This window comes from Secundilactobacillus malefermentans (assembly GCF_008033155.1).
Lineage (GTDB): Bacteria > Bacillota > Bacilli > Lactobacillales > Lactobacillaceae > Secundilactobacillus > Secundilactobacillus malefermentans.
In genome coordinates this window covers 1,263,321-1,279,985 of sequence record NZ_CP042371.1, presented here as the reverse complement: position 1 = coordinate 1,279,985, position 16,665 = coordinate 1,263,321, and the positions used below count along the sequence as shown (strand labels likewise).

Genomic DNA, 16,665 nt, shown 5'->3' with positions numbered 1-16,665 from the left:
TTGTGACTCCTTTTTCGTATCCTATTCAAAATCTTCAAACTCAGGCATAACCGCCTTATTTCCCACTCGAATCTCTCTTAGTGCATGACCAAGATCTTTTCTCGTGATGTGGCTTGAAAATTTACCAGCAAAATCACTGACAAAGATTTCTAAAAATTCATTCAAGGTTGGCGTATTTTTACCCATATTTTTCTCAGACATTTCAAGACAAATTCGATCCATGATTGTTTGAATTTTATGGGCACTCTCCAAACGACGAGTAAACTCCTTCTCGGAAATTTGAGCGGAAACACCCATAAAACCTTTGTAGAGCAGCATCATTCGTTCCTCACCATGCTCTTGATAAAAGACTCCCCGCATCGTGTTCTTGTCCCAACGACACCAGCTATAATTGTTGTGATACTTAGGTGGCAATTGAAGCATGAAAACATTTTTGCCGATAATCCGCGGCATCAATTTGGTCACGTTGGCCATTTTAGAGAAGTTATTTTTGACGTAAACCCGGTGATCCAAATAATCCTCTTCCCGGTCATTCAAAATTTCATTGCACGATTTTGCCACTGCTATGTACCCGTGTTCGCGATGCAAAACGACCGTCCAGCGATTGCCGCCTTCATTGATTGGAATCAATACTAATATGTCTTCCCAATTCAACCCCTGAACCGAATTTAATCGACCGTAAGGCACAAAACTAGTTAACGACAAGTTGGAAATATCAAAATATCCTCGCAGAATAACCTCGTGTTTAAACTCCTCCGTTAGGTATCCGAGTTCTGGATATAATTGGTGGTGCGCTTTACAATCTATCACCTGCTTATAAATGTGAAAACCTCCCCAAGTAATTTGCTTGATTTATCAACTAAATAATTAATGTTTAAGAGTATACGGAAGGTTGCATACAAAGTAAAGACATTTTTAACAAAAACGTTGCAAAAGTAACTTTATTTATTTTAAAAATAGAATAATTACTATTTAATTAGAAATTAATTTCACTTTAAATTCAATCTGAATGAAAATATGCAAAAAAAAGACCAATTCCACAGAATTGGTCTTTTAAACTTTTCTTCAATTATTTGACGTCGTAATAAGCGCTAACCGTTGGGGTTGCATTGGAACCAGCAATTTTGATTTTTCCTACTCCATCTGCCCTTAAGGTTGCCGTTTTATTATCCGTAGTCGTAAATGACTTGAGTCCTGCTTCCTCAAGCAGTGCCTCCTGCGTTGCGACGGATAGTGAAGAACCCATTGGAACTTGATAAGCTGCGTTAACTTCGGCAGCATTCAAAGCAGTTTGTTGTGTCGCATTCAATTCAATAATCTTGTTGGTTGCCTTGTCATATAGTTTGAATTGGATCATTGCCGTTTTGGCATTTTGTTTCACGTAGGCTGTCACGGTTGAGCCACGTTTGGCATTTGTTGCATTGCTGCTCCAGGTTGCAATCGTGTACCCTTCTGGAATAACCAGATTCGTCGTCGTGACGTTCATGATGGCATCAGCGGCAGCGGTTAGAGGAAAGCCGAGGATTTGGCTCTTCACAGTTCCACCGTCAACACTTACATAATTTATAGTGACCCCTTGAGCCGCAGTTACGCCGTCCGTAGTCAACCCACTGTATAAAATCCAGCCATTTGCTTTGGCGTTGGCACTGTCAACTGCAGAAATGTAAACCCATTGATCACCTTCACGGGTTCGTTTGCCAACTTGGGTGATGTTAAAATCAGCTTTTGCATAAGGCGTCGAATCAGTTATTTGACGACCTACCTTGTATTGCGTCCAAGCAGGAGCCTTGTAAGTGACTGTCTTATTGTCATTGGCAGTACCTGGCTTGGTGATTCTGAATGTTTTAGTTGATTGTTCAGTGGTCAACGTTCCAGCAGTCAGTGTGTCAAAACTTTTGACCCCTCCGGCAAATGTATTAGCCTTTTTGCCACCATAAATCCAACCACGATAGGTCTTATCAAATGAAACAATCTTATAGTAAACGGAGTCACGATTTGTCACTGCAGCTTTGTAAACTCGGAAGTTTTTCTTTGAGCTCGTTGAGGCTTTGAGTTTCTTCACGGTCGTCTTTGAAGCAACAACTTTGGCCCCCTTAAGCGTTCCTGACTTGGTATAAATGGCGCTAGTTCCTGTTAAGGAAACGTTGCGGTCAGTCGCCTTAGCTGTTAGTGCTGGATATGAAGTTACCTTCGCGTAGCTTTTGGCATTGACAGTCGTTGCTGTTCCAGCAACAGCAATAAGACCCACGGCTGCTAGACTAAGATAAAGTGATTTTTTTACGGATGTTTTCATGAAATTTTCCCCCATTTGAAATGATGATAGTTAAAGCATACCAGTTTGCCTGGTGCAGAATGAAAAAAAGAAGCCTGATTCGAGTGGAATCGGGCTTCTTAAAATTATACTTAAAGACAGTTAACCTAGTTTGTAGTTACTGTGTACTTTGCATTAATAGTTAAAGCAGCTGCTGTTCCTGTTTCTGCAGGGGTCTTAACATCTGATAAACTTGATGTTACCAATTCATAATGCGTCTTTCCATCAGCTGAATTGAATGATGACACCCCAGCAGTTGAAAGGATTGATTGTTGTTGCGCAACAGTCACGGTTTGACCAGATAAGATATTAAGTGCCTTAACGGCATCGTTTACCTTAGTATTTTGGTCAGTAGTAAATGTTGGTCCAGCAACGCTTGAGCCCCCAGCAACATTGGCTGCAGTTACTGAAGCAGTTGTTAATGGCGCATTAGCATTCACATAAGCTACTGAAGTGCTACCTGCTGTAACTGCCGTTTTTCCAATTGAATCATATGAATATCCAGCAGGAACATACCCGTTGACGTCATCCTTGTCTAAAGTTTTATCTGCTGGAACTGCAATGATTTTTGTTCCAACTTGTTGACCAGTTGCCTTATTCAAGTAATTAACCGTAACACCTTCAGCTGCGGTCACACCAGAACTCTTCAAACCGCTGTATAAGATCCAGCCGTTTGCAGCTGAGTTTGCACTATCAGCAGCAGTTACATAAACCCAAGTGTCACCCTCTTTGGTACGAGTACCAACTTGAGTGATGTTGAATTTAGCACTAGCATATGATGTTGAGTCAGTAATTTGACGACCAACCTTGTATTGTGTCCATGCTGGAGCTTTGTAAGTGACAGTCTTGTTGTCATTTGCAGTACCTGGGTTAGCAATAGTAAATGTGTTGTCTTTTTGCTCAGTAGTTAAAGTACCAGCAGTGAATGTATCGTAGCTCTTGATACCGCCAGCAAATGTGTTGGCAGTCTTGCCACCGTAGATCCAGCCACGGTATGCTTTATCAAATGAAACAACCTTGTAGTAAACTGAGCCACGGTTAGTAACGGCAGCCTTGTATACACGGAAGTTCTTCTTTGATGAAGTTGACTTCATTAAGTTCTTAACAGTTGTCTTTGAAGCAACAACCTTAGCACCCTTTAAAGTACCGGCCTTAGTATAAATAGCGTTTGTGCCGTTTAAGGCAACGTTACGGTCAGCAGCTTTAGCAGATAATGCTGGGTATGATGAAATTTTTGCGTAAGTTTTTGCGCTTGCGTTAGTTGTTGCGGCACCTGCGGCAGCGATAAAACTAACTGCGGCAAGACCTAAATAAAGAGATTTTTTTAATGATGAGTTCATTGATAGGTTCCCCCTAGTATTTTTAGTAACGACCAAATTATAACATGTTAGCGCTTTTACGCCAGTTTGTTCCCCTATTCTTAATTAATTCTGAACGCTTTTGAATTAAATGTAACATTTTAGTAATCTTCCCAAATTTTCAGCGACTCGATCTAAGTTCTCTTGCCCTGAATGCATCGCCTCACTTAGCGGCATTGCCTTGGGTAAAATCGGGAAGATCGAATCGATGCCCATATCATACAGCACATCGAGTTGATTGCCAATATATCCGCCTACCGCAATCACAGTTGCTTTAGGATTAACTTCTTTGGCTGCGAGTGAGACTCCGGTGGGCGTTTTGCCGTACTGAGTTTGGAAGTCGATTCCCCCTTCTCCGGTAATCACTACGTCTGCGTCTTTCAATGCTTCTTTCAAATGGGTCATCTCAACCACGATGTCGACTCCGCGCTGCATTTTTGAATTGGTGAATGCCAATAATCCAGTTCCAAGTCCACCTGCAGCACCAGCTCCCGGCTGTTGCTCCAAGTCCTGACCAAGTTGCGCCTTAATAATGGAAGCGTAGTGATGCAAATTAGCGTCCAACGTTTTGATCATCTCTGGTGTGGCACCCTTTTGTGGCCCAAAGACTGCGGACGCGCCTTTATCGCCGGTCAGCGGATTCGTCACATCAGAAGCGATGTCGATTTCTACCTGTTTGATTGCGTCAGGAACTGCACTCATATCAATGGTCGCTAAGCCGTCCAAATGACCACCACCTCGCTGGATGGGTTGTCCACTCGCATTTAAGAATTTAACGCCCAGTGCTTCGGCCATTCCGGCACCACCATCGTTCGTGGCGCTTCCGCCGATTCCGATGATGATTTTTTTGGCACCTTGTTGCTCAACCGCATATCGAATCAGTTGCCCAGTTCCATACGTCGTTGTTTCCAACGGATTTTTTGTTTTCTCGTTTACAAATTGAATGCCACTTGCCGCTGCCATTTCAATCACGGCCGTTTGTTGATCCCCGAGCATGCCAAATCTGGCCTTAGTCGGTTTACCAAGTGGGTCGAGCACGTCAACGGTAATAAAGGTTCCCTTCGTGGCATCTACAAGGGACTGGACGGTACCTTCACCGCCATCAGCCATGGGCACCTGCTGGAAGACGGCATCGGGGAATACCCGTTTGAGTCCACCTTCCAAGGCAGTCGCCGCCTGTTTGGCAGTCATACTCTCTTTAAATGAATCCGGTGCTAACACAAATTTCATGCCTAATCATCCTCTCTATCCAAACATGAAGCCGTACATAATCGTTGCAACCACCGTCATTGTCAACCCAACGGCCGTTTCATAAGCGACAGACTTCATTCTCGCGCTGAGATCCATATTCATTGCGTTGGCGGTCACGTGGAAATAGTTTCCGTGTGGTAAATGGTCAATCACCGTTGCCCCAGTGTGAACCATCACGGCCGCGGCCAGTGGTGCAACCCCGAATGACAGGATGGATTTTCCAAATGAACCCGTGGCCAAAATAACACCGGTTGAGGTCGAGGCCGTCGCTGCGGCCATCAAGATTCCGGCGACTGGTGCCAAAAATGTACCAGAGATTCCGGAATGCTGAATCAAACTAACGAATAGTTTTGGTAGTGTCGATGACGTAATTAAACCGCCAATCGCCCCCGCACCAATCAAAATTAAGACAACGTCCGTCATGCGTGCCATGCCGTTTTTGGTATACGCCAAAACGTAACGGCCCTTTTTCATTGCCAACATCCCGATTAAACCAGCAATTGGCAAAATGTACATCGCATCCAACTGAACTTTTTCTAAAATACCAATTTTGAAGATACTCCCGATTGGGTTTAATAATAGAAGAACAACGGCAACCAGTGGGGTCACAATCGCTTGTCCAAATGAAGGTAAGTGCTCAGGTGCGGGTTGTTCATCCGCTTTAATCGCGATTAAGTCTTCTTTGCTAGCAATCTCACCCTTTGATTTCAGGAGGGTGGCTAACAAGATTGCCATTGCGAGTCCAAACAGTGCTGGAATAAAGTCCGCAATCATCACGTCACTTAATTCTAGTCCAAACCCATGAGCGGCTGCAATTGTGTTGGGGTTTGGTGAGATGATGTTCCCGGCCTTACCGCCTCCGGAAAGCGCTACCAAAAGTGCCAACTTTGAAATCTTCATGCGTGAGCCAACTTCAAGGGCAATCGGCGCCACAATCAAAACGGCAACCGGAATGAAGACGCCAACGGCCGTGATCACCATCGTTGACAGTGCCAGGGAGACAATCGCAAACCGTTCCCCTAATTTTTCCACGATGGTTTTCGCAATCACGTTTGCTGCCCCGGACTCCATCATGACCCCGGCCAAAACGCCGGCAGCCAAAACTCTGACCACGGTGCCCATGACGGATTGCGTTCCCGCAACTACAATATCGGTCGTTTGGACCATATTTGCGCCACCAATGACCGCCCCAACAATCGTTCCTAATAGTAGTGAATACACTGGATTCAATTTATATAATATTAAAATAATTGCCAATGCGAGTCCTACTACTGCCCCAATCCAACTAACTGTCATTAACTAATTCTCCTTTTCATGAAAACGTATTCATTTTTGATGTTATCACAACTCTTTTCAAATAAATAGCCCCTTATTTTCAGTGAATCGGTTTACTTTAAGAAAACTCATGCATTATTTTTTCATTCGATACAATGAGATGGATGGGTAACCTGCCGCTAACACTTCAATCATCTTATCAAAGTGGCTTTCTGCGATTTTAGTCGCTTTTGTCGCAAAAATGTACCTAGCCCATTCCCTTTGATAGCCTGGGGTGAGTTGTTGAAATTGGGTTAAAATTGCTGGCCGGCTTTCTAATTTAGCTTCCAGTTCAGGAACTCGATCCTGATAATCAGCGACTCGTTGGCTAATCGCACCTTGTTTGCGCGGTTTGGCCGTCAGCCACTGCATCCCAATCATCGTAAAATCATCGTCTAGCTTCAGCATTCTCGAGAACTTCAACTGTGTCTCTCCAATTTGCCCCGTTGCTTCGTTCACGTGCAAAAATGGAAAGATGTCATCCCGCTTAATTCCAGAATACTGTTTACTCTGAACCTTGGGATAGGCAACAAAGAAATATCCTTTTTCCGTTAGTTGATGGGCCTTGTTGAGCGCAGTTATTTTACGACGCATGTCGGGTAAATCGACGACAAAGTCCAGCACAAAATCCGCCCCATCCACCATCTTTGTCTGATACTGAATCTCAGAAAATAGCGGCGCCACATCAGCTGGCATGTTCAGAATCACAATGTGGTCATACTTTGCCAATTTTAGTTTTTCACTGATTATTCCCATTTTAAATCCTCCTCGAATCGACCTACTTTTGTGTGAATTATCGCAAGTTTCTTTTTCAAATGCAATGAAATCCCCTTTTCCAAGACACATTCTTGCCCTTTTCCTCATCTTCCTATATGATTGAGCTGTAAAGACGAAGTCACTCAACGTTACGTGAAGGGACGGTTGCACATGCAAAACGATATGGTCAGTTATCCAGCTGTTTTAACACCGCTTGAAAATGATCATTTTCTGATTAGCTTTCCTGATATTCCAGGGGCATTCGCAACGGCACCTTGCCTTAGCGATGCATTTTCCCTGGCGGTTGATACGCTCGGCTCGGCCTTACTAGACCGACCTAATTTACCTCTTCCAAGTGATCCACCAAAAAACCAATTTGGCCCGGATGGCTCCTTGACGATTCTTATCAGTGTAGACCTAACGCATGTCGCTTAATTTATAAATGACTGTCAGCAAGCAGTTGGCAGAATTAATCTTTCAGTAACGATTAAATAGACCAGTCGTAAAACTTATTTCTAAGTTTTATGACTGGTCTATTTTTACGATACGTATTTTCAAATTAACAGATTAATCCTTCGGTCGCGAATATCTCTTAGCCCAATCCCTCTGAACTATGCCCTGACAAGTTGCTACCACACAATTGCTATTTTCTACTCTTACAATTAGTTTAGTTATGCAAACGACCGAATGACTTAACTGTTTATCCCTATTAAAACCCGATTACTTTTGTTTTGGTCCCTACACCAAAGCTTCAAGTATTGTAAGTTGAAGTCCCCTACCTCTCTTTACAACTTTATTATAACGCATTTATTTGCTTAAGCAACTATAATTTAAATTATTTCAACAATTCATCCATATTGGCTTCCATTTTAGTCATCAATTTGGCAAGAATTTCCTTTTCATCCTCATCAAATACCTGCGTCACTGTATCATTTAACTTGGGCATTCGTTTGTAGAGTTCATCAAACTTTTGCTGGCCAACCTCCGTCAGCTTAACGAGTCGCCGGCGCTTGTCATCTGTTGATTGCTTTTTTGATACATAGCCAACCTCAATCAACCGATTTAATCGTCTTGTGACGTTGCTGGGATTAATCGAGAGCATCTGAAATAATTGTTCCTGCGTTAATTCCCCGTAAGCTCCGATTTTAAGGATGACAAAATAGGTACTTGGTGTTAATCCTAAATCCTTGAGCTGGTCACTGACGTAAAGATCAATCTTATGTGAAACCGTGTCGATTGACTTAATAAACGTATCTACTTCATCTTTCTTCATGTGTACCTCCCTTTCGAATCATCACTATCAAATAAAATATTGCTAACAATAATATTAAAAATGCCACGCCATACGTCCAGCGCTGTGAAATCAAAAGCACTCGTTTGGAAGCACCACTTGCGGTATGAACTTCTTTATGACTCATTAGCGACATGATTTGGTAAAAGAGCGCCGTTGAAATCGTCGTCCCCAATACTAATCCAAATTCTCTCATGAGCGAATTGGTGGAACCCGCCATCCCCCGCAGCTCCTTTGGCACCGACTGCATCACGATCACACTATTGGGTGTGCCAAATACAGCGGTTCCAATTGCCATTATCACTGAAACCGAAATAAAGAACATTGGCTCGAATTTGCCACTCAATAAAATTAAGACAAACTGCGAGACAATTAAGATGACAAGTCCAACCGTCATTTCGACTCGTTGATCATAATGATCCGAAATGTAACCGGCAATTGGGGAAACGATAATCGACGTGATTGGCGCCACCATCAGTAAAATTCCACTAAATTGAACCGAGTAATTTAAGGCCAGTTGTAAATATAATGGCGCTAAAATCATGAAAAAATACGACACAATAAAGGTTAAAAATGCCGTGATAATTCTCTTCGTAAATAGTTGGGTTCGAAAAATAGCCAAATTCAAAAGTGGTGGGTCAACTTTTTGCTCTATTTTTATAAACCACCAACCAAATGCTAGAAAGCCACCTAAAAATAAAATGGTGAGTGGAATATTGCTACTTAAGGTTGCCGTAACCAAGTAAAGAGAAATGGCTGCCAGCATCAAGGTTAGTGCACCATACCAGTCTATTTTCTGTTTCACTTTGCTTTCATCTTTAGGAAATATGGCTAACTCAACCACTAGGCAAATAAGCCCAATTGGCAGGTTAATCCAGAAAATGTACCCCCAAGGTAATTGGGCTAAAATCAAGCCGCCTAAACCTGGTCCAGCCAACGCACCCAATGAAATGAAAATACTTTCAATTCCAAAGGCTCGCCCTAATTCCTTTGATGGAAAAATATCCGTCACAATCGCATAGCTATTGGCCATTGTCATGCTGGCGCCAATTCCCTGAATGAGCCGCCCCAACAAAACGAGGTTGAGCATCTGACCAGCACCTGCCAAAAATGAGCCCAATAGGAAAACGAAGGTCCCGATTTTAAAAATCTTGATTCGTCCGTATTGATCCCCAAACTGACCAAACAGCAGTAACGTCGCACAAATTGTAATTAAATAGATTGAAATAATCAGGGTGGTTGCCCCAGTTGAAATCGACAAACTCTGGGCCACTTTTGGAATTGCAATGGCAACGATGCTTCCATCGACAATCACCATAAAAAAGAATAACCCTAGCACGGATAAAATCGACCAACGTCTAATTCGTGAAAGCATATTAGCCACCCCTGTGATATCATAGTCCGTTTTGTTTGCCTAAGCAAATAAATATTTCTTAGAATTCAAAAAAGGAGGCAGACCAATTTGGCCTGTCTCCGTCTCATTACTTCAATTCATCTTGCTCAGCATTTTCCGCTAGTAACTTTTCTAGCATCTTAATGGCTTGAGCCGTTTCAATCATATCATCATTTACTTCATTCATTGTTAAGCCACCCGAACTAGTTCCGTTGGCTGCTGCCGCAACGAAGTCAACCTCTTCAAGCACACGCAAATAATCTCGTAACTGATCCAATTGATCGCTAATTTTTTGATAGTCAAGATTACTCATTGCTCACCTTCGACTTTCGTAATTAGGCCAGTGCGTTTGGTGCTTCTAGCTGAGGCCCTTTGCCTTCTCGAGCTAATACCCAGTCATCGGAATTCCATGCTTCAGTTGTTCGACGAGACTCGAGGTAATCCCACTGTGCCTCACGTTCAACTTCCAAAATTTGATTTCCGGGGCCAATTGTTACCCAGTTGTACGTCCCGTTATCGTGGGTATATTTAACCCATTGGACGTCAAAAGACTGACGGTTTCCATCATCATCCAAATAAGATCGTTGCTGAGTTTCAATTCGCATAAAATGTAATTCTGCTGCGTAATCCAAGTCTAGATTCATCCAAATTCTAGTTCCAACAACTTCCAAACCATTTTTTGAAGGAAGTTCTAGCGTGGGATCTGCAACAAGGTTATCATAACTGATTAATCGCCCATCTGCACCGAATATCACGGTTACGTGGGCGTTGTTTGGGATAATTTCTTGATTCTTTTGATACCGCTCAACCTTGACCTGTTCTCCATCTCGTTCGTGTGTTTCTGAAGAAACAAGCACAAAGTCAGCTGGAATGATTAATTCAGACTTTACTTCACCATTTATTTTCACGTAGTTTGCCAAAATTTTCACCCCACATCCCAACTGTATTATAAGATATTAATTTATTTTAGCAAACAAAATAGGCTGCTTTGTTCACGGACGTTCAAACGACCTATTCGTAGACGATTTCTTGCACTTTTTTAGTGATTTTGACAATCTTGGGGAACCCACTAAATCCTGATTGACCGTGACCGTGCGTCATGATTACCAAAACGTAACGCTGCCCGTTAGGTAACGTCACAATTCCAGCATCATTATTGGTGTCATTTAGCCAACCAACCTTATCGGCAACCTTGGTTCCCTTTTTCGCTGCTTTAGCACCGGTTGGGATTCCTGTTCGATAAATTTGTTTGTTCATTAAAGCTAAAATTTTAGTCGTGTCACTTTTATTAGAAAAAGCGCCCTTATACTGCGCCATATCCTTTAATAATAGCATCAAGCTATGACTATTAGTAGCAGAAATTTCATTAATTTGGAAAACTGGTGAATACCAACCCTGACTCTTTATAAATTGGTCCACCGTCGTATCGCCGTACGTCGTTAAAATAGATTCTGGGTAGGTGTTGCTACTATTCACAATCATTTGGTAGAAGCCATTCTCGTTGGCCGTTGTCCAGCTGTAATTTCCCTGTTGTTTCAAATGCATCAAATAGGCACTAATGAAAAGCTTATATGTACTTGCAGAGATTTCTTTTGTCCGGGAATTCGATTCCGTTGCTAAGCTCCCCGCCTTGTAGACTGCCGCGTTCTTGCTTTTAGCCGGAGTGCTGCCCTTCGTTGCGCCTAAATTATAGAAGCTGACGCTAACCGTTTTATCCTTTGTCACCTTGGCAAGGTACTTTGAAAGCTCAGACTTGATTTTTCGTTGCTTGGTGCTAACCTGATTCGCTTGAGTTGCAACCTTTTCCGTTGCTTGCTTGTCGATGGAGTCCGACTTTGTATCCTTGGCTCCCCAGACCAAATGAACAATCAATAGCACAAATAGGCCAAGTACTGCATATGCAGCCAATAGCCTGATTCTACCTCGTAAGCTTCTTTGTTGTCCGTTCATAATCATCCGCCATTTCATCGTCAAATTAAATTAGAAATTACTTATAACAATACAATTTTAGCTCTATTTAACTAAATGAGGATTAAATTTTGAAGTCATTTTAAGAATTCTGTTCGTTAGTTATTTCACTACTTTGGTGCTACACTATCGGCGTAAAAGGTGATGCCTGTCAGTCAATACAGGAGGCAATAATAATGAAACGATTAAATGGAAAAATTGCGATTATTACGGGTGGTGCTGGCGGCCTTGGACTTGCATATGCGAAGCGGTTTATAGAGGAAGATGCCAAAGTCGTTTTAGCAGACGTCAACGAAGCTGCCGGTCAACAAGCTGCGGCTGACCTCGGATCTTCAGCCACCTTCTTTAAATTAGATGTCACCTCTGGATCAAATTGGCAAGAGATCTTTGATTTCACAGCCAAACAGTTTGGAAAAGTATCGGTTTTAGTCAATAACGCTGGAATTGCAAACGCACCCGTTTATATAGAAGATTTTCCGCTTGAAGATTGGAACCGGGTCATCAATATTAATTTAACGGGAACGATGCTTGGCATGAAAACCGCCATTAAATCAATGGGTAAGGACGGCGGCGCAATCGTTAACGTCGCTTCCGCAATTGGTGATACCGGATTCCCCCTTGCTGCCGCATACTCTGCTTCAAAAGCGGCTGTCACTGAAATTACCAGAACCGCTGCCTTGGAGGTTGCCCAAAGAGCTATCCTATCGCCGTTAATTCGGTTCATCCAGGGTGGGTTGATACCGGAATCATCCCCGAAGACATGAAAAAAATGGTTCTCAAAAACATCCCAAAGAAAAAGATGGGAAAGCCTGAAGATATTGCCAATCTTGTCCTATATTTAGCTTCAGATGAAGCTAGTTATGCGACGGGTGGCATGTTCGTTGTGGACGGCGGTTTCTTAGCACAATAATCAGTTTCATCCCCAAAACATTCCATTATTATATTAACTAATGGAATGTTTTTTTATTTTAAGGACGATATTTCTTATCTTTGACGCCGTTATAGTCTATAATAATTGTGATTACTTATACAATTGAAAAGAGGGATACCATGAAACTTATTGCTATTGTTGGTACCAACGCTAAGTTATCGTTTAACCGGAAGCTTTTGACCTATATGAAGCACCATTTCTCAGACAAAGCTGAAATCGAACTTTGTGAAGTCAGCAACTTACCAATTTTTTGTGAAGATGCTCCCGAAGTTCCAGAAGCAATCACCCAAATTGCCAAACAAATTGATGATGCAGATGGTGTCATTATTGGGGCACCAGAGTATAATCACGCGGTTCCTGCCGCTTTAAAATCATTGCTAGAGTGGCTATCTTGGAGTGTTCACCCATTTACTAAAAAACCAATTATGGTTGTCGGTGTCTCACTAGGGAACATGGGAACCGTTAACTCTCAAAGTAATTTGAAACATATTTTAAATTCACCAGGAATTAACGCCTACGTTTTACCAGGAAACCAATTTCTCTTAGGCCATGCGCACGATGCATTTGATGCCCAAGAAAATCTACGGGACGCTAAAACCGCAAGTTGGCTCGACCAATGTTTCGGAAACTTTGTCGAATACATTAATGCTATCAACTTCAGCGCCGCTCGCAATGACGACGAATCAGTCGACATTTCAACGGGTAGCACGCAAATTGATCCTAACATCTTCAAAGCAATGCGCGATCACACAACCATTGAAGATGAAGAAAAAACTGACACCGATACTGGTGCCTCGAATCCAGATGAAAATCTCCATGACTAAGGCAACTGAGGCACAACACCGAACCTACTATGGCTTAGGAACTAAAATTGATTTAACCATCTTTGGAACCCAGAGTCCGACACTTTTAGACAAAGCAAATGACCTTATTTCCGGCTACGAAGATCGGTTAACAATCAACCGTACCAAGTCTGAACTGATGTCAGTTAATGATGCCGCGGGACAAACCCCAGTGGCCGTTTCGTCATCAACCTTTGCTCTAACAAAATTAGCGGTTAAAACGAGCCTTCAACATGACGGGTTCAACGCTAGTATTGGTCCCCTTGTCAAACTATGGGACATTGGCTTTTCTGATGCTCACGTTCCAGATGATGCAAGCATCAAAGACCATTTGAAGGTGATCGACCCCACAGACATTGAATTAGATGATCAAGATCAGACCATCTTTTTGAAAAAAACGGGTATGGAGCTTGACCTTGGCGGAATTGCGAAGGGCTACATTGCTGACCGAATCCGTGATTTATGGCGATCTGCCGGCGTTCGTGCTGGTATGATCAACTTAGGCGGAAACGTCCTCATTATGGGCAGTTCCCCCAAACATTTAGACGGCGATTGGCGAATTGGGGTTCAAAACCCATTTGCCGAACGGGGCGACAACATTGCTGCCATTCAAATTGAAGCGTGTTCAGCTGTGACCAGTGGCATTTACGAGCGCCATTTGGACGTTGATGGCAAGTCATACCACCATATTTTGGACTCGCAAACTGGCTATCCACGGCAAAATAATTTGGCCAGCGTCACCGTTTTTTCAAAGGATTCCGTTGTGGGTGAAATTGAAACCACTCGCTTATTCTTTGCTGGCGGCCCCATTCCAAATTGGATGGAAACTGCCGATAACGTTTATGGCGCCATTTTTATCACAAAGGATAAAGAGATTCAGATTGTTGGATTGCCGGAAGGTAGCTTCCATTTGTTCAATGATGACTTTACGGTTCTTTAAATTTTCAAAATTAAAACACCTCTCAAATTAAATTTGGGAGGTGTTTTTTTATGACTCTATTCAGTTGCCGGAACCGATGGCACGTGGACTTCATCCATTGCGCTAATCTCCGGTTTAATTCCACGTTCATCATTTGCCGGAACGTTGAGCAGAACCGTGACCATTTTGTTGCCGGATTCATTTGGCGAAATAACGGTGGCTTTGCAAAGCAGCCAGTAATTCATATCTCCGTTGTCGCCCAATTGTTCGCTACCCAAACAGGCAAACGCTTTTAGGCGACCACCCGCACGGTCATCTTGTTGGGCGATGCTTAGCGCCTCCACCACTTTTGTCGGAACCTCAGGCGTGGTTGTAAATCGCAATCCATTTTCTTGTGTCAAATTGTCGTCCTCCATTCAGTGAATTAGATCATTCAATATCAGAACTGTTTACAATTATTAACGTAACACGGGCCTGGGGTAAGATTCAAAAATGGTGCTTAAAAAAGCCAACCTCATTTTGAAGTCGGCCACGATAATCTTACATTTAGATTTTTTGTTCAATATCGTCAATTTTAACCTTTAGCACCTTACGAATCCATGGGAATGTTTCCTTCATTTCATCGAATTCAGCGCCTGATTCAAAGAATTCACCAGTACCATGAACGTGGTAGCCGGCACCTGGTCCGACTGTCCCTTCGACCTCTTTGGTTCCCATCGTCAAGGTAACGTGGTTGTCCTTCTCAAAATCGTGTTCAATACTACGCATCCCGGCAGCCGGAATCAACAAATAATTACCTGCCTGGTTAACCTTGATGTATGACATCCAAGTATTAACAACGCTTGCTGGGTGCCCATTAACGGTCACAATTGTAGCGGGTCCTTCGTACTTCATAACTTCGACAAATTTAGGGTCCATGATGATATCTCCTTTGTTGTTCATTAAGTAGATTATAACGTTTTTATATAAATAAATCACAATAAATCATTCACAAATTTTAAAAGTGGACAAACAAAAAGGAACCGTCAACATCACGGTCCCCCTTAAACTCACTTATTCGAGCTTTGATTTAATTAGTCTGCTTGTTTGAAGATTCCAGCGGTTAGGTATTTTGAGTATACCCAGCCTTCGTTACGTACATAGCTAAAGCTGTTTACTTTACCTGTCTTCACTGATTTTGCGGTTACTTTTCGTGAAACATAGTACGTATGACCAGCCTGAAGGCGTCCCTTTGCCTTGATGTTAAATGTTGGTCTGTCAGCACCAATAGCGGCCTTGTACAAAACGGGTACTTTATCCTTAGTGTGAACGATTTTTACTTTTTTGTAGATTGAGCTCTTGGTCAACGTAAACTTCACTGTCTTTGCAGGTTTTTCGACTTTTTCAGCCGCACTAGCGGTCGTAACTGCTAATGGTGTGGCTGCTGCGAGTGGTAAAACCATTCCAAGTGATGCAAGTGCAACTGTAATTTTATTAAACTTCATAATAATTACCTCCCTAAAATAACCATCATGTGCCTACATTCATACGAAATCGCTTACACTTACCGGTAAATAATTTAACAATATTTCATTCCCATAATTATTACCTCCCTGTTTTATTGATGATAGAGTACACCCATTTTTTTATTTAAACAACTACTTAGCTCGGAAATATTTTATGGTAACGATTAGATTTATCCAATCAAAAAAGCTCCCCCTTTTCTGGGGAAGCTTTCAGTTTAGCGCTTGTTTTCTCTAATGACTCTAGCAGGGTTGCCGGCAATCACGACATCATCGCCAAACGACTTTGTCACAACGCTACCTGCACCAACAATGACATTGTTTCCGAGCGTAACCCCAGGACAAATAATTGAGCCACCGCCGATCCAAAGGTCTTCGCCTAAGGTCACCGGCTTGCCAATTCCCATTTCTCCATGTCGACGTTGCTTAGGATCAAGTGGATGATTAACTGAATAAATTTGAACTTTTGGACCAATTAAACAGTGCTTACCAATATGAATTGGCGCAATATCTAGCATGACACAGTCATAATTTGCGAAAAAATCTTCACCTACATAAATATTATAACCAAAGTCACATCGGAAGCTTGGGTGTATAAAACATTCTTCTCCAGATGCACCAAATAAGTTTCTAAGAATCTTGGTACTTGCCTCGGGATCCGATTCACCCAACTTGTTAAAGGCTTCAACTTGGTCCCTTGCGTATGCTCGTTCGCGTGTGAGTTCCTCATCGTAAACCTTATACAATTCTCCAGATAACATTTTTTCTTTTTCAGTCTTCATTTTAATTTAACCCTTTCTGACTAAAAAAAGATCCGTACCTCTCAGGA

General features: G+C 42.4%; 20 protein-coding genes. 5 read left to right on the top strand and 15 right to left on the bottom strand.

Translation table 11 applies throughout. The features are described 5' to 3' along the window. Window positions 1-21: 21 nt before the first annotated feature. From FGL90_RS06165 to FGL90_RS06140, 6 genes are all read right to left on the bottom strand, one after another. Window positions 22-705, bottom strand: a complete 684-nt coding sequence (locus FGL90_RS06165; protein ID WP_133278313.1) for a hypothetical protein — start codon at window positions 703-705, stop codon at window positions 22-24. A gap of 364 nt (window positions 706-1,069) precedes the next feature. After that, window positions 1,070-2,293: an S-layer protein gene (locus tag FGL90_RS06160; RefSeq protein WP_147657358.1), complete on the bottom strand. Its 1,224-nt coding sequence runs from the start codon at window positions 2,291-2,293 to the stop codon at window positions 1,070-1,072. Window positions 2,294-2,418: 125 nt separating this feature from the next. Beyond that, entirely contained in the window at window positions 2,419-3,651 is a 1,233-nt protein-coding gene (locus FGL90_RS10645; RefSeq protein ID WP_147657356.1) for an S-layer protein, read from the bottom strand. A 105-nt stretch (window positions 3,652-3,756) separates the two neighbouring features. Then, window positions 3,757-4,899: a glycerate kinase family protein gene (locus FGL90_RS06150; RefSeq protein ID WP_010620250.1), complete on the bottom strand. Its 1,143-nt coding sequence runs from the start codon at window positions 4,897-4,899 to the stop codon at window positions 3,757-3,759. Between the two features lie 15 nt (window positions 4,900-4,914). After that, window positions 4,915-6,216 (bottom strand): GntP family permease, encoded by a 1,302-nt coding sequence (locus FGL90_RS06145; RefSeq protein ID WP_147657354.1) that lies wholly within the window; start codon window positions 6,214-6,216, stop codon window positions 4,915-4,917. 114 nt (window positions 6,217-6,330) lie between these two features. Continuing rightward, a complete protein-coding gene (locus FGL90_RS06140) occupies window positions 6,331-6,990 on the bottom strand; it encodes a YdeI/OmpD-associated family protein (protein ID WP_010620252.1) in 660 nt (219 codons plus the stop codon). A 171-nt stretch (window positions 6,991-7,161) separates the two neighbouring features. On the opposite strand from FGL90_RS06140, the gene FGL90_RS06135 reads away from it, so the two are divergent. Beyond that, window positions 7,162-7,425 carry a type II toxin-antitoxin system HicB family antitoxin gene (locus tag FGL90_RS06135; RefSeq protein WP_010620253.1) on the top strand — a complete coding sequence of 88 codons (264 nt, stop codon included), beginning with the start codon at window positions 7,162-7,164 and terminating at the stop codon, window positions 7,423-7,425. 400 nt (window positions 7,426-7,825) lie between these two features. On the opposite strand, the gene FGL90_RS06130 is transcribed toward FGL90_RS06135, so the two are convergent. The 5 genes from FGL90_RS06130 to FGL90_RS06110 form a co-directional block, all read right to left on the bottom strand. Next, window positions 7,826-8,263 carry a MarR family winged helix-turn-helix transcriptional regulator gene (locus tag FGL90_RS06130; RefSeq protein WP_147657352.1) on the bottom strand — a complete coding sequence of 146 codons (438 nt, stop codon included), beginning with the start codon at window positions 8,261-8,263 and terminating at the stop codon, window positions 7,826-7,828. After that, window positions 8,250-9,656 (bottom strand): MFS transporter, encoded by a 1,407-nt coding sequence (locus tag FGL90_RS06125; RefSeq protein ID WP_010620255.1) that lies wholly within the window; start codon window positions 9,654-9,656, stop codon window positions 8,250-8,252. The genes FGL90_RS06130 and FGL90_RS06125 overlap by 14 nt, the downstream gene beginning before the upstream one ends. Window positions 9,657-9,762: 106 nt before the next feature. Further along, window positions 9,763-9,987: a hypothetical protein gene (locus FGL90_RS06120; RefSeq protein WP_010620256.1), complete on the bottom strand. Its 225-nt coding sequence runs from the start codon at window positions 9,985-9,987 to the stop codon at window positions 9,763-9,765. Between the two features lie 22 nt (window positions 9,988-10,009). Continuing rightward, window positions 10,010-10,603 carry a hypothetical protein gene (locus FGL90_RS06115; RefSeq protein WP_010620257.1) on the bottom strand — a complete coding sequence of 198 codons (594 nt, stop codon included), beginning with the start codon at window positions 10,601-10,603 and terminating at the stop codon, window positions 10,010-10,012. Between the two features lie 82 nt (window positions 10,604-10,685). Beyond that, the gene (locus FGL90_RS06110; protein WP_225423029.1) at window positions 10,686-11,624 is read right to left on the bottom strand and encodes a serine hydrolase; all 939 of its coding nucleotides are present in this window, start codon (window positions 11,622-11,624) and stop codon (window positions 10,686-10,688) included. 194 nt (window positions 11,625-11,818) lie between these two features. Between FGL90_RS06110 and FGL90_RS06105 the strand changes: the two genes are divergently transcribed. From FGL90_RS06105 to FGL90_RS06095, 4 genes are all read left to right on the top strand, one after another. Beyond that, the gene (locus FGL90_RS06105) at window positions 11,819-12,406 is read left to right on the top strand and encodes an SDR family NAD(P)-dependent oxidoreductase (RefSeq protein ID WP_263862579.1); all 588 of its coding nucleotides are present in this window, start codon (window positions 11,819-11,821) and stop codon (window positions 12,404-12,406) included. Then, on the top strand, window positions 12,403-12,552 hold the full coding sequence (locus tag FGL90_RS10570) for an SDR family oxidoreductase (protein WP_404814656.1): 150 nt from the start codon (window positions 12,403-12,405) through the stop codon (window positions 12,550-12,552). Before FGL90_RS06105 ends, FGL90_RS10570 begins: the two co-directional genes overlap by 4 nt. A 140-nt stretch (window positions 12,553-12,692) precedes the next feature. After that, a complete protein-coding gene (locus FGL90_RS06100; RefSeq protein ID WP_147657350.1) occupies window positions 12,693-13,397 on the top strand; it encodes an NADPH-dependent FMN reductase in 705 nt (234 codons plus the stop codon). Then, window positions 13,390-14,355 carry an FAD:protein FMN transferase gene (locus FGL90_RS06095; protein ID WP_225423028.1) on the top strand — a complete coding sequence of 322 codons (966 nt, stop codon included), beginning with the start codon at window positions 13,390-13,392 and terminating at the stop codon, window positions 14,353-14,355. The genes FGL90_RS06100 and FGL90_RS06095 overlap by 8 nt, the downstream gene beginning before the upstream one ends. A gap of 56 nt (window positions 14,356-14,411) precedes the next feature. Here the strand turns inward: FGL90_RS06095 and FGL90_RS06090 are convergent, their stop codons facing one another. The 4 genes from FGL90_RS06090 to FGL90_RS06075 form a co-directional block, all read right to left on the bottom strand. Then, complete coding sequence (locus tag FGL90_RS06090) at window positions 14,412-14,735, bottom strand: hypothetical protein (RefSeq protein WP_010620262.1); 324 nt, start codon at window positions 14,733-14,735, stop codon at window positions 14,412-14,414. A 145-nt stretch (window positions 14,736-14,880) separates the two neighbouring features. Further along, window positions 14,881-15,252 (bottom strand): pyridoxamine 5'-phosphate oxidase family protein, encoded by a 372-nt coding sequence (locus FGL90_RS06085; RefSeq protein ID WP_010620263.1) that lies wholly within the window; start codon window positions 15,250-15,252, stop codon window positions 14,881-14,883. A gap of 155 nt (window positions 15,253-15,407) precedes the next feature. Next, window positions 15,408-15,818 carry a hypothetical protein gene (locus FGL90_RS06080; protein WP_147657346.1) on the bottom strand — a complete coding sequence of 137 codons (411 nt, stop codon included), beginning with the start codon at window positions 15,816-15,818 and terminating at the stop codon, window positions 15,408-15,410. A gap of 236 nt (window positions 15,819-16,054) precedes the next feature. Next, complete coding sequence (locus tag FGL90_RS06075) at window positions 16,055-16,618, bottom strand: sugar O-acetyltransferase (protein ID WP_010620265.1); 564 nt, start codon at window positions 16,616-16,618, stop codon at window positions 16,055-16,057. Window positions 16,619-16,665 lie beyond the last annotated feature (47 nt).